16 protein-coding genes are annotated in these 21,511 nt (G+C 58.8%); 8 read left to right on the plus strand and 8 right to left on the minus strand.

The window, feature by feature from the left end; genetic code table 11:
- Window positions 1-80 precede the first annotated feature (80 nt).
- Window positions 81-4,511 (plus strand): hypothetical protein, encoded by a 4,431-nt coding sequence (locus tag J1G37_RS12610; protein WP_347402342.1) that lies wholly within the window; start codon window positions 81-83, stop codon window positions 4,509-4,511.
- A gap of 62 nt (window positions 4,512-4,573) precedes the next feature.
- On the opposite strand, the gene J1G37_RS12615 is transcribed toward J1G37_RS12610, so the two are convergent.
- Window positions 4,574-5,719 carry a PatB family C-S lyase gene (locus J1G37_RS12615; RefSeq protein WP_207042082.1) on the minus strand — a complete coding sequence of 382 codons (1,146 nt, stop codon included), beginning with the start codon at window positions 5,717-5,719 and terminating at the stop codon, window positions 4,574-4,576.
- Between the two features lie 165 nt (window positions 5,720-5,884).
- On the opposite strand from J1G37_RS12615, the gene ggt reads away from it, so the two are divergent.
- Window positions 5,885-7,609: a gamma-glutamyltransferase gene (gene ggt, locus J1G37_RS12620; RefSeq protein ID WP_207042083.1), complete on the plus strand. Its 1,725-nt coding sequence runs from the start codon at window positions 5,885-5,887 to the stop codon at window positions 7,607-7,609.
- 109 nt (window positions 7,610-7,718) lie between these two features.
- Here ggt and J1G37_RS12625 read toward each other — a convergent pair whose 3' ends face one another.
- From J1G37_RS12625 to J1G37_RS12635, 3 genes are all read right to left on the minus strand, one after another.
- Window positions 7,719-8,243: an AAA family ATPase gene (locus J1G37_RS12625; RefSeq protein ID WP_207042084.1), complete on the minus strand. Its 525-nt coding sequence runs from the start codon at window positions 8,241-8,243 to the stop codon at window positions 7,719-7,721.
- Window positions 8,240-8,803 (minus strand): nicotinamide riboside transporter PnuC, encoded by a 564-nt coding sequence (gene pnuC / locus J1G37_RS12630; RefSeq protein WP_207042085.1) that lies wholly within the window; start codon window positions 8,801-8,803, stop codon window positions 8,240-8,242. Before pnuC ends, J1G37_RS12625 begins: the two co-directional genes overlap by 4 nt.
- 225 nt (window positions 8,804-9,028) lie before the next feature.
- On the minus strand, window positions 9,029-10,663 hold the full coding sequence (locus J1G37_RS12635; RefSeq protein ID WP_207042088.1) for a methyl-accepting chemotaxis protein: 1,635 nt from the start codon (window positions 10,661-10,663) through the stop codon (window positions 9,029-9,031).
- 198 nt (window positions 10,664-10,861) lie between these two features.
- Here J1G37_RS12635 and J1G37_RS12640 point away from each other — a divergent pair, with 198 nt between their 5' ends.
- Complete coding sequence (locus J1G37_RS12640) at window positions 10,862-11,692, plus strand: undecaprenyl-diphosphate phosphatase (protein ID WP_207042090.1); 831 nt, start codon at window positions 10,862-10,864, stop codon at window positions 11,690-11,692.
- Window positions 11,689-12,072: a DUF1294 domain-containing protein gene (locus J1G37_RS12645; protein WP_207042091.1), complete on the plus strand. Its 384-nt coding sequence runs from the start codon at window positions 11,689-11,691 to the stop codon at window positions 12,070-12,072. Before J1G37_RS12640 ends, J1G37_RS12645 begins: the two co-directional genes overlap by 4 nt.
- Here the strand turns inward: J1G37_RS12645 and J1G37_RS12650 are convergent.
- Together J1G37_RS12650 and J1G37_RS12655 are read right to left on the minus strand one after the other, a co-directional pair.
- A complete protein-coding gene (locus J1G37_RS12650; RefSeq protein ID WP_207042093.1) occupies window positions 12,061-12,417 on the minus strand; it encodes an MmcQ/YjbR family DNA-binding protein in 357 nt (118 codons plus the stop codon). The genes J1G37_RS12645 and J1G37_RS12650 overlap by 12 nt on opposite strands.
- Entirely contained in the window at window positions 12,414-13,322 is a 909-nt protein-coding gene (locus J1G37_RS12655) for a LysR substrate-binding domain-containing protein (RefSeq protein WP_207042096.1), read from the minus strand. Before J1G37_RS12655 ends, J1G37_RS12650 begins: the two co-directional genes overlap by 4 nt.
- A 124-nt stretch (window positions 13,323-13,446) precedes the next feature.
- Here J1G37_RS12655 and J1G37_RS12660 point away from each other — a divergent pair, with 124 nt between their 5' ends.
- Together J1G37_RS12660 and J1G37_RS12665 are read left to right on the plus strand one after the other, a co-directional pair.
- Window positions 13,447-14,058 carry an FMN-dependent NADH-azoreductase gene (locus J1G37_RS12660; protein WP_207042097.1) on the plus strand — a complete coding sequence of 204 codons (612 nt, stop codon included), beginning with the start codon at window positions 13,447-13,449 and terminating at the stop codon, window positions 14,056-14,058.
- 211 nt (window positions 14,059-14,269) lie between these two features.
- A complete protein-coding gene (locus J1G37_RS12665) occupies window positions 14,270-15,307 on the plus strand; it encodes a dienelactone hydrolase (RefSeq protein ID WP_207042098.1) in 1,038 nt (345 codons plus the stop codon).
- On the opposite strand, the gene J1G37_RS12670 is transcribed toward J1G37_RS12665, so the two are convergent.
- Together J1G37_RS12670 and J1G37_RS12675 are read right to left on the minus strand one after the other, a co-directional pair.
- Window positions 15,301-16,476 (minus strand): MFS transporter, encoded by a 1,176-nt coding sequence (locus J1G37_RS12670; protein WP_207042099.1) that lies wholly within the window; start codon window positions 16,474-16,476, stop codon window positions 15,301-15,303. The genes J1G37_RS12665 and J1G37_RS12670 overlap by 7 nt on opposite strands.
- 146 nt (window positions 16,477-16,622) lie before the next feature.
- Window positions 16,623-18,209 carry an ABC-F family ATPase gene (locus J1G37_RS12675; RefSeq protein WP_026137136.1) on the minus strand — a complete coding sequence of 529 codons (1,587 nt, stop codon included), beginning with the start codon at window positions 18,207-18,209 and terminating at the stop codon, window positions 16,623-16,625.
- A gap of 748 nt (window positions 18,210-18,957) precedes the next feature.
- On the opposite strand from J1G37_RS12675, the gene J1G37_RS28995 reads away from it, so the two are divergent.
- Together J1G37_RS28995 and J1G37_RS12685 are read left to right on the plus strand one after the other, a co-directional pair.
- Window positions 18,958-19,953 (plus strand): fimbrial protein, encoded by a 996-nt coding sequence (locus J1G37_RS28995; RefSeq protein ID WP_242551559.1) that lies wholly within the window; start codon window positions 18,958-18,960, stop codon window positions 19,951-19,953.
- A gap of 350 nt (window positions 19,954-20,303) precedes the next feature.
- On the plus strand, window positions 20,304-20,906 hold the full coding sequence (locus J1G37_RS12685; protein ID WP_242551560.1) for a hypothetical protein: 603 nt from the start codon (window positions 20,304-20,306) through the stop codon (window positions 20,904-20,906).
- Window positions 20,907-21,511: the final 605 nt, after the last annotated feature.

A 21,511-nucleotide genomic window follows, 5' to 3' on the forward strand; every position in this document is an offset into this window, starting at 1 on the left:
TACCGGCTTGGTAAGTTGGCCTGAACAGGACTGCCAGCCACAGGGACGATAGGTTTTACAACTCTGCCGAGAGGTCCATTGTGCAAATACCGTCCCCTGTCAGCACGTCGTCGCCTGGTTTTTTCACCTTTCCTGTTCGTGACACCCACGTACACACGCCTGAACGCGCGCACACGCCAGCGCCTCGCCGCGTGCCTAGGGACACTTCGGGGCAGGATCCCAACGCCCCCTCCTATGGTATTCCGGATTCCGATGTTCCCGAGCTATTTCAAGCGAAAGTGATCACGGCCAAGCATGAACTCACCCGCAGTGAGTTCATGCGAGGCTACAACGCGCCCACGTCAGTAACGCTACCTGGTTATTCCGCGTCAATGAGTGACGTGGCGCTCATGCGGATAGTACTGGATCACAAACTCAGTCCGGAGCAAACCGGTGCCTTGCTGCGTATCGCGGAGCAGCGTGTTATCAACGGTGCGCAAAACAATGTGAGGACCTTCACGAAAGTGGTTTCAGGCAGTGGCATAAAGATTACGCCTGCACCACAAAGCTACTACCTGTCCATGGTGAACCAGTTGGCGGGAGGGGAATGTGCAGGGCTGTCACATCTCCTGTCTTTGGCGGTGGCAGAGGGTAAGCAGCACACGTTTCTGGGTAACCTCTACTATGCCGTTGCCAACCCGGATACACCGGAGTCCCAGGCGTTCTTCATGAAAATTGCCGAGGTACAAGCCCGGGTAAAAAACCGTGGGATTGCACATGATCCTGCCACTGTAAAGTTCGCGCCTTATACCGATATCGCCCCCCAGCTGCTTAATTCGCCAACCACCAAGACGATCCTGATCAGCAGTGAGGGGCATCGTCTGACCGCTGGCGTTATCGTTGACCCAGAGGGAGGGCGAACGTATTACTTCAGCGATCCCAATCATAGTTTTACTGAGGTTGTTACTGAGCAGTCATTTAAAGGCGTGTTGGACAAAGTATTCACCGATCCCAGGTTGAAAGGCTTCATTCAACCTTTAAAGGATTTTCCGGGCGAACAGAAATACCTCATCAGTGTTTTTAACCGCGACTATATTCCGGAGATTTCCGGCGCCAGCAACGACATCAAGTTCATGTATGAGCGGCCCTTGGGTGGGCTGGACGATATCCGTGTGTTGAAGGGGGCAGGGTTGCCGACGGTGGATGATTCTCGCCTTAAAACCTATACCCCTGAGAAAACCGCGGAAGGGGATTATGACTATGTGCTGCAGAAGCTGGACAACATGCAGGCCAGTCGCGGACTAGCGCAATATCATGAGGTGAAGGCCGCACGGGAGGCCGTCAAGATCTTCATCGCCAAGCACCCTACCTCGAGCGTCATGCCGGCCATGCAGACACTCGAGCAGCGCTTGGAGAAGGTGATCAATGAGGCGGCTGCGCCCGTTGAGTACCCCTTTGTATTTGAGCGCATGGAACGCGATCGGGTGCTACTGGCCGAAGACAAAGTCGGTAAGCCGAAGCATTTTCAGAGTGACGTTATTGACGGCAAGACCGTTGATATAAAGACCAGGGGTGGGGGCGATCCCGGCAGGATAGCGAGTGTGGGCGATGCCTTGAAAGAAGCATTGACGAAACTCTCGCAAAGCGACCCGGCCGCCGCCCAGGCGGTTGGCAACAAACTCAGGGTGATTATTGCCAACCCTGGTGATCAACCAGAAACACGACTGTTGTTTGACTCCCCGCCGATGTTGGTCATAGGTGATGATTTTTTTGCCTCACCGTCTGCGCATGACACCACTGTTGCCGATCGAATCGGTGGTCGGGCTCAAGCCGCTGGGGGCGACGCTCAAGCCCAGAAACAAGGGGCGTTGATTGCGGGCAAGTTGGGCATGCTCGGTTATTACAAAGCGGACTCCGGGGGTTTTTTGGAGGTCGTGAACAATAAAGAGACCTTTCGCGATGGTGGCGACAAAATAAGCCCCCGCGCGACCCGAAGCCCTGGTGACTTTTTGGAGGAGTCTTTCACCGCGCGTCTCTATGATGGAACGCTCGACAGCGACACCGATGCCTCACTCAGGCGACTTTTCTCTCCCGCATCCACTGCCTCGCCGTCCACCCCCGCCGCGCCACCCAGCCAGCCGTTGCCGCCCACTCCACCGCAGGCTCCCAGCAAGCCGTTGCCGAGTGCGCCAAGTTCACCGCCCCCCACAGTGACGGCAATTGACGAAGCTGAAATAGACCGTCTGCAAGCACTTGATGACAGTCATCCCCCGATCCGAATCGGCGAGTTGGAAGTCAGTCGGGTCGAACTCTACAAAATGGGTGTTCATGCCAAGGGCAAGCCGATTGAGAGCGCGTTGACCATTGATGCAGACAAGCACATCAGCGCAGACGTGGAAATCGACTACAACCGTTTTCTGGCTTATCTGAAAGGAACATCGCCGGATATCGGTGCGCGCGCAACCAGTATTGTCAGTGAGATAGCGGCCACGCGAAAACCTGGCGATACACCTTTGGCTACCCGCGGGGACGGTGGCCTCGTACCTGAGCAGTTTCAACAGCAACTCGATGAAACGTCGCGGCAGGCTGCAGCGATACGGGAAATGGCGCGTGGCGGTAAACCACCGCCTGCAAATCTCTTCTCCTCGCCGTCGGCTGACGGATCCGGGAGCAAGACTCAAGCCGCTGGGCTTGGGTTCCAGGCGTTCGGCACGTACCAGGGGTTGCGGGCCTCTATCGAGGCTTTTCAACGAGGGGATACGACGGCTGGGGCCATCGGTTTGGGCAGCGTGGCGTCGGACTACGTTGGAATGGGGGTGGAAGCCGGCGCTAACAAGCTTGCGAAACACACGATCAGTAAAGTGGCTTCGCCCATCCTGGGGTTCAAGGCGAGCGCCATCGGCAAGATGCTCGGTAAAGCCGCCGGAGGTGCCGGGGCCGTATTCAGTGTGCCTTTTGATGTCTACAACGCTGTAGATTCGTTTAACAAAGCGGCAAATAGTACGGGTAAAGAAGCTCAAGACCATTACGTCAGCGGTGCGTTTTCCGTGGCTAGCGCCGCGACATCAATCGCATTGTCGGCGGCATTCATGGCGGGAGTCAGTTCTGCCGGCCCTGCGGGGCTCATCGTGGCTGCTGTGTTGATGGTGGGGCAGGCGATTTATTCGGCTGTGCGTTTGGTGGAAGACATTGATGAACTGACGCCGTTGACGGGGGGGCAAAAGTTTACGGTTGGGTTGGGTTCGCTCCTGGGTTTGCAAACACCATTCAATGTCATGAAGCCATATTTGGAGGCTAAGTACCGCAAGGCGTATGAGCGCGATAAAGAGAAGCAGCATAAGGTGTTTTTGGAAGGGCCGGGAAAAGCGTCTTTTGAACGGGTTGTCTATGGCTCGCTGGATGTAGACGTTAAATCAAAATCGACAAGGGTTCCCTATCCGGCTTATTTCATTTTTAGTCCGGGTGTTGGCGTAGCGGAGGTCATTACTGGTGGCATGCCTGGCTACGAGCCGATCGTTAATCAGGGCGGTGGCAACGATTATGTTATCGCCCGTGATAGTGAAACATGGGCGGGCAAGCGTTACACCGTGGAAGGCGAGTTAGGGCCAAACAAAGCCACGCTTTGGGACATGGGCGACGGTGATGACGTGGTGAAGGGCGTGCAGCTGAAGCCCAACTACTTCTTGTTGGGAGGCGGTAAGAAATTGATCAGCGGAGGTGATGCCGACGATACGTTCATCTTCAATGCTGATGCCCGTCAGACACTCCAGCAAGTGGCGGAAGTGGGGGCGGTCTGGAATGACAAGACGAATGGGTTCGGCAAACGGTCAACCGAACTCTGGGGGGAAGGCGGCAGCAATACGCTGATGTTCAATGGTGAGCTAACGACCTCCCATACTGAACGGAATACGACCAGAAGTTACAGTTATGCGGGGCATCTCATCAACTTCAGAACGGGAACCATTGCGGTCACTTATGAAGACTCGCAAACGCGCGGTGCGACGCCCATTGCGCGCTTTCACTCATTTTCTAACGCCGTCACGGTTGAAAATGGCAAGAGCTATATCGTGGGTGATGAGCAGAATAATGTGTTTACCCTGAACGGTGAGAAGGACGTGGTTTTAACCGGCAAGGGTGACAATGTTGTTGTAATTAATGGTGGCGCTACCGTTGTCGGAGAAGGCGGTTCCAATACCTATTTAATTAACAAGGGTAATAAGGATGTGACCATCAAAGACCCGAATGACAGCGCGGTTAGGCTGGATTACAGCGCCACGCAAGTCTCGAGTTGGAGTGTTTCACCCTCGGGTGATTTAACCGTAAACCTGAAGGGTGATAAGCCTGGAGAGGAGCGTAAGCTGATTATCCAGAATGCTTTTACCGGCGCGGCGGAGGATGGAAGGGCGCGACCTATATTCGTCACCAACGACGGCGTGATGATGACGGTCACCGCCCCACGCCAGGCGGATTCAACCGTTCGTGTACCGCAGGTGACGAGCACGAAGGTTGAAACCGATAAACCCACGGCTTAAGTCATGCCCAAGGGCGTGGCAATGCCATCGGCGGGCTGGCAGCGGGAAGGTGCCAGCCCATCTCAGCGCTCTTTCAAGCTGCGCTCGATACGTTGCAGGCCTTCCTCCAGCATGGCGCGTGGGCAGCCGAAGTTCAGGCGCACGAATTGCTGGCTGTCATCGCCGAATTCGATCCCGGCGCTCAAGCCGACCTTGGCCTGTTCGAGGAAGAACTGCTGCGGGTCTTCCAGGCCCAGGGCGCTGCAATCCAGCCAAGCCAGGAAGGTGCCTTGGGGCGCATGCATGACTACGCCGGGCAAGCGGGTTTGCACAGCATTGAGCAGGTAGTCGCGGTTGGCTTGCAGGTACTCCTTCAGCGCTTCCAGCCATTCGCCGCACTGGCTGTAGGCGGCGCGGGTGGCTTCCAGGCCCAGGGGGCTGACGCTGTCGACCATGCCGCAGCGGGCGTTGTTGAAGCGCTCGCGGATCTCGGCGTTCTGGATCACGGCAAAGCAGGTCTTCAGGCCGGCGACGTTATACGCCTTGCTCGCCGACATCAGCGTGATGGTGCGTTCGGCGATTTGCGGACTGAGGCTGGCGGTGGGGATGTGACGACGGCCATCGAAGCACAGTTCTGCGTGGATTTCGTCACTGATAATCAGCGCGCCCTGTTCCAGGCAGGCGTTGGCCACGGCCAGCAATTCTTCGCGGGGGAACACCTTGCCCATCGGGTTGTGCGGGTTGCTCAGCAGCAGCGCGCCGGCGCCGGCCAGGGCGTCGCGCATTGCGGGCAGCGGGGTCAGGTATTCACCGTCTTTCAGTTCAAACGGCACTTCGATCTTCGGCAGGTTCCAGTGCCCCGGCGCCAGGCGGATCGGGCGGTAGTTGGGGGTTTGCAACACTACCGGCTGGCCCGGTTGCACAAAGGCATGCAGTGCCATGTTGAAGCCCGGCTCGACACCCGGCAGGAACAGCAGGTCTTCGGGCTGCACGCGCCAGGCGTACTTGGCCCACAGGTCGGCGACGATGGCTTCACGTACATCCGGGCCGGCCACGCTGTAGCCGAGGATCTGCTGGTCGAGGCGTTCGCGCAGGGCCTGCAACACGGCGGGCGGGGCGGCGATGTCCATGTCGGCGATCCACATCGGCAGGACGTCGGCCGGGTAACGGTTCCACTTGGTACTGCCGGTACCGAGGCGGGGTTGGATCGTGTCGAAATCAAAACTCATGGCGGGCTCGTCAGGGCGGCTGGCGGGAAGTGGCGCGAAATATACCATGGGCTTTTCCGCGGCCGTTCTGTGACCGACAAGTTCTGTAATAAAAACGCCACTGCACTGGGGATTACATCTACACCGGGCTATTTTGGTGCATCTCAATAACCAGAGTAGCCATGGATGAAATACCAACCCTTCAGCCGTACCTTGATTGCCACCGCACTGGTGTTGACAGTCAGCGGTGTGCAAGCCGCGTCGCAAGCCCCCGTGGCGGGCGAAAATGGCATGGTGGTCACCGCCCAGCATTTGGCCACCCATGTTGGCGTGGATGTGCTCAAGTCCGGCGGTAATGCAGTGGATGCGGCCGTGGCCGTGGGTTATGCGCTGGCGGTGGTGTACCCGGCAGCCGGCAACCTCGGCGGCGGCGGCTTCATGACCGTGCAGTTGGCGGACGGGCGCAAGACCTTCCTCGACTTCCGCGAAAAAGCCCCGCTGGCCGCCACGGCCAATATGTACCTGGATAAAGACGGCAACGTCATCGAGGGCCTCAGCGCCAAGGGCCACCTGGCCGTCGGCGTACCCGGCACTGTCTCGGGCATGGAATTGGCCCTGAGCAAATACGGCACCCTCAAGCGCGCCCAGGTGATTGCCCCGGCGATCAAGCTGGCGGAAAACGGCTTTGCCCTGGAGCAGGGCGATATCGACCTGTTGCACACCGCCACCGGCGAGTTTGAAAAAGACCAGGACATGCGCGGGATCTTCCTGCACAACGGCCAGCCGATGCAGGTCGGCCAGAAGCTGGTGCAGAAAGACCTGGCCAAGACCCTCAAGGAAATTTCGGCCAAGGGCAGCGACGGTTTCTATAAAGGCTGGGTGGCCAAGGCGCTGGTGGATTCCAGCCAGGCGGGCAAAGGCATCATCACCCAGGCCGACCTGGACAAGTACAAGACCCGTGAACTGGCGCCCATCGAGTGCGACTACCGTGGCTACCACGTGGTCTCGGCACCGCCGCCGAGCTCCGGTGGCGTGGTGATCTGCCAGATCATGAATATCCTTGAAGGCTACCCGATGGCCGACCTCGGTTATCACTCGGCCCAGGGCCTGCACTACCAGATCGAAGCCATGCGCCACGCCTACGTGGATCGCAACAGCTACCTTGGCGACCCGGACTTCGTGCAGAACCCCATCGCCCACCTGCTGGACAAGGGCTACGCGGCCAAGCTGCGCGCCGCCATCGAGCCGCAAAAGGCCGGCGATTCCCAGGCGATCAAGCCGGGCGTATCGCCCCATGAAGGCAACAACACCACCCACTATTCCATCGTCGACAAGTGGGGCAACGCGGTCTCGGTCACCTACACCCTCAACGACTGGTTCGGTGCGGGCGTGATGGCCAGCAAGACCGGGGTGATCCTCAACGACGAAATGGACGACTTCACCGTCAAGGTCGGCGTGCCGAACATGTACGGGCTGGTGCAGGGTGAAGCCAACGCCATCGCCCCGGGCAAGGCGCCGCTGTCGTCGATGAGCCCGACCATCGTGACCAAGGACGGCAAGGCGGTGATGGTGGTGGGCACGCCGGGTGGCAGTCGCATCATTACCGCGACGTTGCTGACGATCCTGAACGTCATCGACTACAAGATGAACATCCAGGAAGCTGTGGATGCGCCGCGCTTCCACCAGCAGTGGATGCCGGAGACCACCAACCTTGAGACCTTTGCGGTGAGCCCGGATACGCAGAAGATCCTTGAAAGCTGGGGCCATAAGTTTGCCGGGCCGCAGGATGCCAACCACTTGGCGGCGATCCTGGTCGGCGCGCCGTCGCTGGGGGGTAAGCCGGTGGGGAACAATCGTTTCTACGGCGCCAACGATCCGCGTCGTAACACCGGCCTGTCCTTGGGCTACTAACAAACCCTGTGGGAGCGGGCTTGCCCGCGATGGCGGTGTGTCAGCCAAAGATGTATTCACTGGCCCACCGCAATCGCGAGCAAGCCCGCTCCCCCAATGAAGCCCCGTGTTATGGCTGGAGCAGGTGTTCGACTGCTGAAAACGCCGTCCGCCTGCGCTCTTCCCAATCCCCGCGAATCACCAACACCGACTGTTGATGCTCTTGCATCCACTCCAGACTGCCCTGGAAAAACGCCTGGCGATCCTCCAACTGCGGCTGACAACGCTGCCCATCAGCAGTCCACTCCACATCATCCGGCGACAGCAGCAAGTGCAGGTCGTAGTGCCGGGCCAGCAGTTCGCTGTCCAGCCATGTCGGATAGTCACCGAACAGGACCTGGCTCCAGAGCTTGTTGGTCAGCAAATGCGTGTCGAGGATCAGCAGGCGCGGCTGTTGGGCGCGGGCGGTATCTTCCCAGGCCAGTTGGCCGTGGGCGATGGCCGGGATGTCGGCCAGGGTGGTGTCGCGTTGATGATGGTCGATGAAGTGGCGCACGTATTCGCCGACCATCAGGCCGCCGAAATTCGCGTGCAACTCAGCGGCGAGCCAGCTTTTACCGCTGGATTCGGGCCCGGCCAGTACCACCACTTTCATGATTGCAACGCCGGGTCGGCGCGCCACTCACGCCAGCCTTGCACGGCGATCACGGTGAACAAGGCGTAGAGGGCGGCGGTGAGGTACAGGCCTTTATAGAGGAACAGGCCGACGAAGATCACATCCACGGCAATCCACAGCGGCCAGCATTGCACGCGTTTTTGTGCCATCCACAGCTGCGCCACCAGGCTGAAACCAGTAAGTGCGGCGTCGAGCCAGGGTTGTGCGGCGTCGGTCCAGTGGGCCATGGCGGCGCCCAGCAGCAGGCTGCCCACGGCGCCTATCGCCAAGCTGGTGACAATCGCCGGAGCCCCCAGGCTGGTGACCTGACGGCCTTGCTTGACCTCGCCGGCGCGGGTCCACTGCCACCAGCCGTAGATTTGCAACACGGCGTAGACCACTTGCAGGAGCATGTCGGAATACAGTTTTACGTCGTAGAACACCCAGGTGTAGAGCAGCACCATGATCAAACCGATGGGCCAGCACCAAGGGTTTTGTTTGACCGTCAGCCAGACAGCGATCACCCCCAGGGCGGCGGCGAACAGTTCAAGCCCGGACATGGCGGTTCCTTGGAGGAGTGGGAGAGGGCGGGGATTGTAACCAGAGGCGTGCAATCTACAAAACACTGAGCACTGTCTGCGGGACCTGGACTTGTGTGGGAGCTGCTCTTATGTGGGAGCTGGCTTGCCTGCGATGGCATCACCCTGGTCTGGCTGAAAGACCGAGGTGTCTGCATCGCAGGCAAGCCAGCTCCCACATGAGCCACGTTCGACAATAGAACGGTGTTAGACCTTGAATTGGCGCAGCAGGCCATCCAGTTGTTCGCTCAGTGCGCGCAGGTGGGTACTCGCTACACTCGACTGCTGCGCCGCCAACGCCGTGCTGTGGGACAACCCCGCCGCCTGGGTGACGTTCTGGTTGATGTCTTCCACCACATGGGCCTGTTGCAAGGTGGCGCTGGCAATCGACGCATTCAAGCCATTGAGATTACGCAGCGCCTGGCCGATGGCCGTGAGGCTGGCCCCGGCCTGGCCGGCTTGTTCGATGGTCAGTTGCGAGGCGCTGTGGCTGTCGCTGATCACCTTGACCGCCGCTTCCGAGTGGCCTTGCAGGCGTTCGATCATGCCCTGGATCTCGGCGGTGGATTTTTGCGTGCGCTGGGCCAGCAGCCGTACTTCATCAGCCACCACGGCAAACCCACGGCCTTGTTCGCCAGCACGGGCAGCTTCGATGGCGGCGTTGAGGGCCAGCAGGTTGGTCTGGTCGGCGATGGAGCGGATCACTTCGAGCACGCTGCCGATCTGGGTACTTTCCGCGGACAGCGTGCGCATCACCTCGACGGCCTGGCTGATGGTGCTGGAGAGTTGGTCGATCTGCTGCAAGCTGCCGTCGATATTGACCTGGCCTTGCTGCGCCTGGACTTGGGCGTCGCGCATTTCGCTGGCGGCGTGTTCGGCGTTCTTGGCCACGTCCTGCACGCCGTAGGTGACTTCGTTGATCGCGGTGGCCACCAGTTCCATCTGCTGGGACTGCTGCTGGCTGCGGTCATGGGCCTGGGTGGCGTTGCTGCCCAGCTCGGTCGATGACTGGCCCAGGGCGTTGGCGCACACCTGCAACTGGCTGACCACCTGGCGCAACTTGGCGGTGAAGCTGTTGAAGTGGTGCGACAGCTGGGTCACTTCGTCGTGGCCGTGGGTGTCGAGGCTGCGGGTCAGGTCGCTTTCGCCGCTGGCGATGTTGCCCATCGCATTCACCGCCGCTTGCAGCGGGCGCACGATGCTGCGGGCGATCAGCGCCACCAGCAAGGCCATCACCACCGCAATGATGAGGCCGATCACCGAGGCTTTCCACACTTGGCCGGTGAACTCGGCCTGCACATCATCCACGTAGACGCCGGAGCCGATGATCCAGCCCCAGGGTTCGAACAGTTGGATATACGAGGTTTTCGCCACCGGCGCATCGGCGCCCGGCTTCGGCCAGCGGTAGTTGACGATGCCAGCGCCCTTGGCCTTGGCCAGGATCACGAACTCGTTGAACACCGCAAAACCGTCCGGATCGCGGATCGCCGAGAGGTTCTGGCCGTCCAGCTTGGGGTTGGCCGGGTGCATGATCATCACCGGCGTGAGGTCGTTGATCCAGAAGTAGTCGTCATGGTCGTAGCGCAGGCCGCGCACCACGCTCAAGGCTTGCTTCTGCGCGGCGTCGCGGGTGAGGGCGCCGGTTTTCTCGAGGTTCTGGTAGTAGGCCAGCACGCCGCTGGCGGTCTGCACCACATGTTGGGTCTGCTGGCGCTTGGCCTGGTAGAGGTCGCCATGGATCTGCTTGAGCATCAACAGGCCCAAGGTCAACAACATCAACACGGCGACTATCAGGATCAGCCAGAGGCGGCGGCTGATCGACATGCTGCGCAAACTGTTCATCGTCCTGTCACTCCGTGCTTTTTATAATTGTGGGCGCTGCATCGACTTTTACGCCTTGTCTGATAGGCTTTCGGCCTGTAATCGGAAAACCTGAGTACTGCCTGATTTTTCACGGGTTTTTTTCAAACACCCGGCGTCAGTGAACCACTTGAAAAATACTATCGAGGCCTGCCCCGCGCAGGACCTTTTGGGGGAAGCATGGATTTTTGGACCGCCATACAGGCATTGATTCTTGGCGTGGTGGAGGGGTTGACGGAGTTCCTGCCGATTTCCAGCACCGGCCACCAGATTATTGTCGCCGACCTGATCGGCTTCGGCGGCGAGCGCTTTGAAGCGTTCAACATCATTATTCAATTGGGCGCGATTCTCGCCGTGGTCTGGGAGTTCCGGCGCAAGATCCTTGACGTGGTCATCGGCCTGCCGACCCAGCGCAAGGCCCAGCGTTTCACGGTGAACCTGATCATCGCGGTATTGCCGGCGGTGGTGTTGGGGGTGATCTTTGCCGACGCGATCAAGCACTACCTGTTCAACCCTATTACCGTGGCGGCGGCGTTGGTGGTGGGCGGTGTGATCATGTTGTGGGCGGAGCGACGTGAACATGCGGTGCACGCCGAAACAGTCGATGACATCACCTGGAAAGACGCGCTCAAGGTCGGCCTGGCCCAGTGCCTGGCGATGATCCCGGGCACTTCCCGTTCCGGCGCGACGATTATCGGCGGCCTGTTGTTTGGCCTGTCGCGCAAGACCGCCACGGAGTTCTCGTTCTTCCTGGCCATGCCGACCATGGTCGGTGCGGCGCTGTACTCGGGCTACAAATACCGCGACCTGTTCCAGCCAGCCGATCTGCCGGTGTTTGCCATCGGCTTTGTGACCTCGTTCATCTTCGCGATGATTGCGGTCAAGGCCTTGCTCAAGTTCATCGCCAGCCACAGCTACGCAGCGTTTGCCTGGTATCGCATTGCGTTTGGCCTGGTGATCCTGTCGACCTGGCAGTTCGGCTGGATCGACTGGTCTGCGGTCAAGCCATGAACATCCAGCACCCGCGCCTGAAGGCCGCGATTTTCCTGCTGTTGTGCGCCGCGCCGCTGCTGGGCTCGGTGCTGCTGTGGCATCGCGGCGAGACGGTGCTGCCGCTGGCGGCGTACGGCGTGGTCAGTGTGTTGGCATTCGTGTTGTATTGGCGCGACAAGCGCCAGGCGCAAACCGAAGGCCGGCGCACCCCGGAAAACATCCTGCATGCCGTCGAGCTGGCAGGCGGTTGGCCGGGGGCGTTGCTTGCCCAGCAAGTGTTCCGACACAAGACGCGCAAGGTGTCTTATCAGGTGCTGTTCTGGGCGATTGTGCTGCTGCATCAGGTGTTCTGGCTGGACCAGCTGTTCCTGGGCGGCACCTTGCTGTCAATCCTCTAGCAGCAAGCCAACCTGCGTGCGCTTGGGCAGTTTGCTCACCACCAACTGGTGGGAGCGCTGCAACAAGCCACGCAGTTCCTCTGCGCCCAGCGGGTAGGGCGTGTTCATGATGATCCACTGCGCACGCGCCAGGTACGGCGCCGGGTGGATGCCGGGGCGGTCGACGTGGCCGAGGAACAAATCCTTGTCGACCTTGAACGCCAGCGACTCACCGCGCAGGTTTTGCAGGGCGAACATCTTGTTCCCGGCAATCGAAAACACCCGTACGCCGCCCCATTTGTAGTCCTCGCGCGCGCCGGGCAGGCTCAGGCAGAAGCTGGCGACTTGTTCTTCGGTGATCTTCATAGCAGGCGGTCTCCGCAACCTTTGAAGCCTTCTTCAAGGTAGTCGATCCACGCCCGAATGGCCGGCAATACGCCACGCCGATGCGGGTACACGGCTTGCAGCCACCCCCCCGGCAACGACCATTGCGGCAGCAGTTGCACCAGGCGGCCGCTGGCCAGTTCCTCTTCGCAATACATCATCGGCAGGACGGTAAAGCCCAGGCCCATGATCGCGCTGGCCTTGCGCACGATAAAGTCGTCGATGCCCAGGCGCGCCTCCATCACCAGTTCGTGGGGGTTGCCTTCGGGGTCGAGGATGCGTTGATGGACCATGCGGTCCGGTTCCAGCGCGCCGAGGATGGGCAGTTGCTTGAGGTCGTCGAGGCTGTTGATCTGCTTGCCGTAGACAAAGGCCGGGCTGGCCACCAGCACCGTCTGGGCCTGGCGCAGGCGCTTGGTGACCAGCAGCGGGTCTTCATCCCCCAGCTCGCGCACGCGCAGGGCCACGTCGATGCCTTCGGCCACCAGGTCGACGCGGCGGTTGACCAGGGTCATTTCCAGCTGCACATGGGGATGGGCGGCGAGAAACCCGGCCACCAGTTCCGGCAGGATGTGCTGGGCCATGCCCACCGGGCAACTGACCCGCAGGCGCCCACGGGCTTCGCTGGACATACTGGCCACGGCCTCGTCGGCCATCTCGGCTTCCAGCAGCATGGCCTGGCAATGGCGCAGGTAGCGTTCACCGACGGCGGTGAGGGTCAGCTGCCGCGTGGTGCGTTGCAGCAAGCGGGCACCCAGGCGCTCTTCCAGCTCGGCAATGCGCCGCGACAGCCGCGACTTGGGAATCCCCAGCAGCCGGCCAGCGGCCGCGAAACCACCGGCTTCGACGACTTTGGCGAAATAGTAGAGGTCGTTGAGGTCTTGCATGGTCGGCCTATTGTCCTGTCAGTAGGACAAACTATCGCATTTCAGCTGGCTTATCGGCTATTGGTTTCATGCGTAGCATCACCACCATCTGATCGCCACTGACGATCCTACTCGGAGCACTCACATGAAACTGTTGTACATCGATTCCAGCATCCTCGGCGACAACTCGGCATCCCGTCAGCTCACCGCTGGCGTGGTCAAGGCCTGGCAAGCGGCTGAGCCGGGTGTGGAAGTGACCTACCGCGACCTGGCGAGCGAAGGCATCAGCCACTTCTCCGGCCTGACCCTGGGCGCACTGGGCACCGCTGCCGAACTGCGCGACGCGGTCCAACAGCATGAGGCGCAACTGAGTGCTTCGTCGCTGGCCGAATTCATCGCGGCGGACGCAGTGGTGATCGGCGCGCCGATGTACAACTTCTCGGTACCGTCCCAACTCAAGGCATGGATCGACCGCATCGCCGTCGCCGGCCAGACCTTCCGCTACACCGAAGCCGGCCCTGAAGGCCTGTGCGGTGGCAAGAAACTGATCATCGTCTCCACCGCCGGCGGCCTGCACGCTGGCCAGGCCAGCAACGTCGGCCACGAAGACTACCTGAAGCTGGTATTTGGCTTCCTCGGCATCACCGATATCGAGTTCGTCCGCGCCCAGGGCCTGGCCTACGGTGATGAAGTGCGCAACAAGTCGTTGAGCGACGCCAACGTAGTCATCAACGAACAATTGTTCGCTGCCGCGTAAGGGTTATGTAAAAGTTCACTGTTCCCCGTTTCATTCTGAAAACGGGCGCCTAAACTCTGTATTCTGCTCGCCTGGAACGCGATCGGAGTACGGAGTTTTTTCGTTTACCCGCTGTCTTTTTAATATGGCCCAGGTTATGCAAGCTCGGGTTCAACACCCTGGACGTTTAATTCGACATGTCGGTTCTCACGCAACAAAGGTGGACATCCCCATGATGCGTCTTTGTGCTGTTTTGGTTCTTTCCCTGCTCGGCGGCCTGGTTTCAGTGCACGCCGCGCCTGCGCCACATCCGCATTGGAGCGTGGGCTTTCATCGCATGACCTTTCTCGACCCGCTGGATTTGCAGCCGATGAAGGCCATTGCGTTCTACCCGTCCACCGATGTCGAGCACAGCACGCAGCTGGGCGCTTACCGCGTGGGCGCCGGCGAAGACGCCAAGGTGGCTATCGGCCGCTTCCCGATGTTGATGTTGTCCCACGGCAATACCGGCACGCCGCTGGCCCTGCATGACCTGGCCACGTCCCTGGCGCGCAAGGGTTTTGTGGTGGTCGCGGTGCTGCACCCCGGCGACAACTACAAGGACCACAGCCGCCTGGGCACGTTGAGCAATCTGTATGGGCGGCCGATCCAGATCTCCGAAGCGATCACCGCGACCCTGGGCGACCCCATGCTGTCGCCGTTCGTCAATATCGACCAAGTCGGCGTGATTGGCTATTCGGCCGGGGGCGAGACGGCGCTGATCCTCGCGGGCGCGAAGCCGGATTTCGACCGCCTGCGCCGCTATTGCCAGGAACGTCCTGAAGACCGCGACGCCTGCACCACCAAAGGCGAGTTGGTGGTCGACCGCGACGACTTGCAACCGCAAGCCGACCCACGCATCCACGCGCTGATGCTGATGGCACCGCTAAGCCTGATGTTTGGTCGCCAGACCCTCGCCGATGTGCACGTGCCGGTGCTGCTCTACAGCGGCGATGGCGACAAGCTGGTGGCCGTGGACAAGAACGCCGCCGCCCTCGCGCGCAAACTGCCGGAACCGCCGGACTTCAAACTGCTGGCCGGAGCGGGGCACTTCGTGTTCATGGCGCCGTGCGACAGCGATCAACTACTGGCCATGCCGGCCATCTGTACCGATGCGGACGGGGTCGATCGCGAAGGCATCCATCGCAACCTGATCTCCGAAGCGGGGCGCTTCTTCAGCCACACCTTGGGGCAATCGACCCGCGCCGGTTTGCAGACCGCTGATCAGTAAGCGCGGCGCTTGAGCAGCAGGGTCAGGCCCAGCGCACCGACCGACAGCAGGGCGGCGCAAAAGAAGATCCAGCCGTAGCCCAGGTTCAAGGCGACAAACCCCATCAACGGCCCGGCAATCGCCAGGGCCAGGTCAAAAAACACCGCATAGGCACTCAGCCCGGCGCCACGGCTGCTGTTGGGCACCTGTTTGATCGCCTCCACGCCCAGCGCCGGGTACACCAGCGACAGGCCAAAACCGGTCAAGCCCGCGCCGATCAGGGCTACGCCGGTGCTCGGCGCCAGCCACAGCAGTGTCAGGCCGAGGGTCTCGATGGTCATGCAGGCAATCGCCGCACGAAAGCCGCCAAAGCGGCTGATGGCCGAGATAAAAATCAGGCGCGACACGATAAAGCACACGCCGAACACCGTCAGGCAATACGCCGCACCGGCCCAGCCACGGTTGAGGTAATACAAGGTGATAAAGGTCGTCAGGGTGCCGTAGCCGATCGAGGCCAGGCACAAACTGGCGCCAAACGGTGCGATGCGCCCAAACACCGCCCAGAACGGCAAGCGCTCGCCCCGCACCACCGGCACCGACGGTTTATTGCGGATCAGCAGTAAACCCAACGCCGCCAGCACCGACAGCGCAATCCCCAGGCTGCTGTAGCCGTATTCGGCGACCATCACCACGCCCAAGGGCGCGCCGATGGCGATGGCACCGTAGGACGCGATGCCATTCCAGGAGATAGAACGCGCGGTGTGCTCGGCGCCGACCTGGCCCATGCACCAACTGATGGTGCCCACGCCGATCAGGCCCTGCGCCACGCCCAGCAACAGGCGGCCCGCGATCAAAATGCCCAGGCTGACGGCGGGCATGCTTTCCATCAACGTCGCCAGCAACGTCAGCACGCCACTGAGCAGAATCCCGGCTAGCCCCAGCACAATCGCACGCTTGGTGCCGACGTTGTCCGACATGCGCCCGGCCATCGGACGACTGAGCAACGTGGCCAGGTATTGCGAACCAATGGTGATCCCGGCTACCACCGCGCTGAACCCCAACTGCTCGTGCACGTAGCCCGGGATCACCGCAATCGGCAGGCCGATGCAGATAAAGGCAATAAAGGTATAAAAAACGATGGAGACGATCTGCAAGGTGATCGACAGGGAACTGGGGGCGGCGGCAGACATGGGCACTCGTTCGCGGGCGGGCGGTGCGGCCATCATGGCAAGGGCGTGGGGGAAAAGAAAGCAGGCTATCTATTAATGATGGCGTGCCATCAAATGCAAAAAGCCCCGTCACAGTGGACGGGGCTTTTGTGTGCAGCGAGCGGTGCTTAGAACACGACGCCTTGGCTACGCAGGTAGTCGTCATAGGTGCCGCTGAAGTCGATCACGCCGTCGGCGCTCAACTCGATGATGCGGGTGGCCAGGGACGATACGAACTCACGGTCGTGGCTGACAAAGATCAGCGTGCCCGGGTAGTTTTCCAGCGCCAGGTTCAGCGCCTCGATGGATTCCATGTCCAAGTGGTTGGTCGGTTCGTCCATGATCAGCACGTTCGGCTTTTGCAGGATCAGCTTGCCGAACAGCATGCGGCCTTGCTCACCACCGGAAATCACCTTGACCGACTTCTGGATGTCGTCGTTGGAGAACAGCATGCGACCCAAAGTGCCACGGATCATCTGCTCGCCTTGAGTCCACTGGCCCATCCAGTCGAACAGGGTCACGTCGTCTTCGAAGTCGTGGGCGTGGTCCTGGGCGTAGTAGCCCAGTTCCGCGGCGTCGGTCCACTTGATGCTACCGGCGTCCGGTGTCAGTTCGCTGACCAGGGTGCGCAGCAGGGTGGTCTTGCCGATACCGTTCGGGCCAATGATCGCCACGCGCTCGCCGGCTTCCACCTGGAAGCTGAAGTCCTTGAACAGCGGCTTGCCATCGAAGCCTTTGGCCATTTTTTCGACCATGACTGCCTGACGGTGCAGCTTTTTGGTCTGCTCGAAACGGATGAACGGGCTCACACGGCTCGAAGGCTTGACCTCGGCCAGCTGGATCTTGTCGATCGCCTTGGCACGGGAAGTGGCCTGCTTGGCTTTCGAGGCGTTGGCCGAGAAGCGGCTGACGAAAGATTGCAGCTCGGTGATCTGCGCCTTCTTCTTGGCGTTGTCCGACAGCAGTTGCTCGCGGGACTGGGTCGCCACGGTCATGTACTCGTCGTAGTTGCCCGGGAACAGGCGCAGCTCGCCGTAGTCCAGGTCAGCCATGTGGGTGCACACGCTGTTCAGGAAGTGACGGTCGTGAGAGATGATGATCATCAGGCTGGAACGCTGGGTCAGGATGTTCTCCAGCCAGCGGATGGTGTTGATGTCCAAGTGGTTGGTCGGTTCGTCGAGCAACAGCACTTCAGGATCAGAGAACAGCGCCTGGGCCAGCAATACACGCAGCTTCCAGCCTGGGGACACTTCGCTCATCGGACCGAAGTGCTGTTCCAGCGGAATACCCAGGCCCAGCAACAACTCACCGGCACGGGATTCGGCGGTGTAGCCGTCCATCTCGGCAAACTCGGTTTCCAGCTCGGCCACGGCCATGCCGTCTTCTTCGCTCATTTCCGGCAGCGAGTAGATGCGATCACGCTCGGCCTTGACCTTCCATAGCTCCTCGTGACCCATGATCACGGTGTCGAGCACGGTGAATTCTTCATAGGCAAACTGGTCCTGGCGCAGCTTACCCAGGCGCACATTCGGCTCCAGCATGACCTGGCCGCCAGACGGATCGAGGTCACCGCCAAGGATTTTCATGAAGGTCGACTTGCCGCAACCGTTGGCACCGATCAAACCATAACGGTTGCCAGCGCCGAACTTGACCGAGACGTTCTCGAAGAGCGGCTTGGCGCCGAACTGCATGGTGATGTTAGCTGTGGAGATCAATTACTTTACCTATCAATGGGTTGCGAGCGTGGCGGCAGGAGCCTTCAGGCGTGCATCAACAGCGACATCAAGGCGCGAAACCCGGTCGCTGAGCAGAAAATGGGGGATGTGTGTTGGAATTTGGCGCGCATTGTCGCATATGTGAGGCGACAGTTGTATGGCAGGCGATGATGGATGTTGGGTGGGTTGGGGGAAGGGGCGGTTTGTGTGTGCAGGTCGGGCGTTTGCTGGATGTGTTCGGTGTATTTGTCGTCATTGAGCGCCCCCATCAACCTGGGCGGCAGACTTGATTCCTTTCTGTGTGGGGTGATAGGGGAACGGCACGTATCAGCGACGCCGTTTCAGCTCAAATCGAGATCGAACAGGGCAAGCGGCGGATGGCCGAGAAGACCCTGGCCGCCTCTGATCAACAACCCACCAAGAAATTATACGATGCCCAGCGTATTACGCTGCGCGCCTGCCAGGCATATACCAAAAAGGCCTGCGCACCTGAGTGGCGTGTAGCGTTCAATGTACAGCCGTTAGCGTTCCCTGTTAATCGAAGTAAGTCGCTGATGAGGCATAAGAAATATTTATATAATTCTCATTATAAGAATCGTCTTATAGGGAAGTACGATTGTCGTGACGTATCGTTGGTCGATCCATGAGGGGTATATGGAGTAAGCAATGGTTATGGTTTTTCGGTATCTTACTGTCAGATAGCTAAAGATATGATTTCCGCAGTCGTGCATCACTAATAAGGTGCTCCTTGCTTTTTGAGGGCGATATTTTGTTTATTAAACGCATCAAGACGTCGTGTCAGAAGCAATGCCTAATTATGGTTGCTGCGACTGCGCTTATTTTTTCATCGAATTTAATGGCTGCTGGTACCTGTGCCTTTACTAACGGCACGAACCAGCAGGTTGTAAACTTTGGCGCCAATATAAGGGGTGGCTTTGCGATCCCTAAAGACGCGCCAATCGGGACGGTTGTTTATGAAGAAGTCGTCACGGTGCCTGCACAGAGTTTTTACTGTCCAGCCCTCCCGTCATATTTGGTTTTTGTTTTAAATCCTGCCTTGGGGAGCGTAGCTAGCGGAAGCACTTTCCCCCTAGGTAATTCAGGAATGTCTTTTAGGATCTACGCAAACGACCGACTCATTAATAGGGAGGAGGTAATAGGTCTGGCGAATACCGACTACCCTTACAGAAGCTTGAAAATTCAAATTTTCAAGTCTGATAACTTGTTATCGCAAAATATACTGTCCGCAGGCTACATAGGGGTGCATGGAGTAGGTGGTCTAGATTTGTTCAAGGTCAATCTACTCAAGCCCATCATCTTGAATTCCGCGTCCTGCCAGTCCCCTGGCGTTTCGGTTAATATGGGCGATGACTACGAGCTCGGAGAATTCAAAAAGGCCGGTGATACGTCGAGGGATATTAAATTTAACATTGGTCTCAATCAGTGCGAGGCCAGTATCCAGAAGGTCACCTATTCGCTCCAAGCGACTTCTCAAATTATAAGCCGGCAGGAGGGGGTCGTGGCACTTAATCCCAGTTCAACAGCTAAAGGAATTGGGTTGAAGTTGATGGGCGAGGATGGTAAGCCTGTCGTGCTAGGTTCCACTTACCGATTCTATGGGTTCAATACGATTGACAAGAACTTTAAAATACCGCTATCGGCCGCCTTTTACCGATTGCCTAATAGTACGCTGGAGGCCGGTACTGCAAGCGCATCAGTGACGTTCACAGTGAGTTATCTGTAGCATCTTGAGAGCTTAGGGTTTTCTGGTCATGTCCTTAGAGTTGAATAGCTATGCTAACTAACTGCTGGCCTACTCACTCCGCCGAGTGGTCAACTATGATTAATTCAGGCGTGCTTCTTTTTTCTTTCAAGGCTGCACGAAAATCAGGTTCCTTCTTAACTTTCACCCTGGAGCTGTCGAACTGAATTGAGCAGCGTGGCTCCGCAGCGGCTGACTTTGAAGGGGAGAGGTAGAGCGAGGTAACGTGAGTAATCGAAGTCCGTAGCGCCAAGACAGAAGCCCTGTGATCCGTTTCCAGGCTGACCGATAGTAGTGGTAACGTCTGCGCTGCAATCCCTCGAGACGGCCAGATGAATCATCAACGACCCGCTAGCGCCACAGCAACAACTGCTGGCGGGCCAAGCACTGCCCACCCAACTATTTGGTATTACGGCCCTGAAATACCAATTATCGGAAGCAATGGTATGGGCGTTTTTGGCTTCTCTCTTGCGCTGCTTCTGCTTTTTCCGGCCTACGGGCTTGCGACGTTCCTTTTCACAGGGCCGGGCGTCATACAGGGTGAGAGCCTCACAGCGTCATCCTTCATTCTGCTAATGCTGGCCAGTGCAGCGTTCATTGGTGCGTTCTTTGCGTGGGTCGTCTCTGAGCCTCAAGTCCAGGCCTTCACGTTCGACGAAAACCAGCAGATGTTGACCCTCACCATCACGCGTCGTTGTCGAAGCCCCATTGAAGTACGTGTACCGTTTAGCGAAATCATCTCCATTCGGCCTTATGTGATGACATCGTCTGCTCATGATGGACATTTTCGCATCGTGTATCGCGCAGCGAACGGCAAGATTCTTGAGCATCTTCTCGGGGACGGTACTTCTCTGGAAAATATTGAGTTTCATGGTGCGTGGTTGCGTGGAATGTTAGGAGAGCGAATGTGCGAGCTGATAGATCTCGACAAGTGAAAGCAGGCTAAAGCCGGACGGTATTCGCGTCTCACCCCGTCGGCCGGCGTGGTTCGTGAACGTGAGTGATATGCTTTGCCGCTTCTCAAACAGGGAACGTGCCAATGGGCAAAAGGTTGGAAGGGATTCGAAAATGGCTCACGCCGCGTAGGCGGATATGGGCAGCAATAGGCTTGTTTGCAGTTACTTTCGCTGTGCCAGTTGTCAGTCCAGGAACATCCATCAGTTGGCTTGTAGGACCTGCGAGCGTTTTATTTGTTGGCAGCTTCATCCCTGCTACGAATGGAAAGCGTTAGGCGCAGCCCTCCGTGATCTCGGATGATTGATAGCGCTACAGGGTGCGAAAATTTACAACTTCAGTTTTTCAGGGGGACGAAAAATGTTTCATAGGGCTATGCGGCCGATTGGCTATGGATTGGCGATAGTGGGAATATTTGCACTGCTCTTTTCGGCCGTTGAGTTGTTTATCGGAAAAGATGCTCTTTTTTCTGCGGCAAAATCAGCGGTGTTTATTTTGATTGGCGTCTTGCTGATCAAGCACTCGACAAAGGCACAGTGACACCCCAAAGAAGGAATGACATGCGGATTTTGATAACTGCGCTAGC

Source organism: Pseudomonas sp. Marseille-Q1929, assembly GCF_017316265.1.
Lineage (GTDB): Bacteria > Pseudomonadota > Gammaproteobacteria > Pseudomonadales > Pseudomonadaceae > Aquipseudomonas.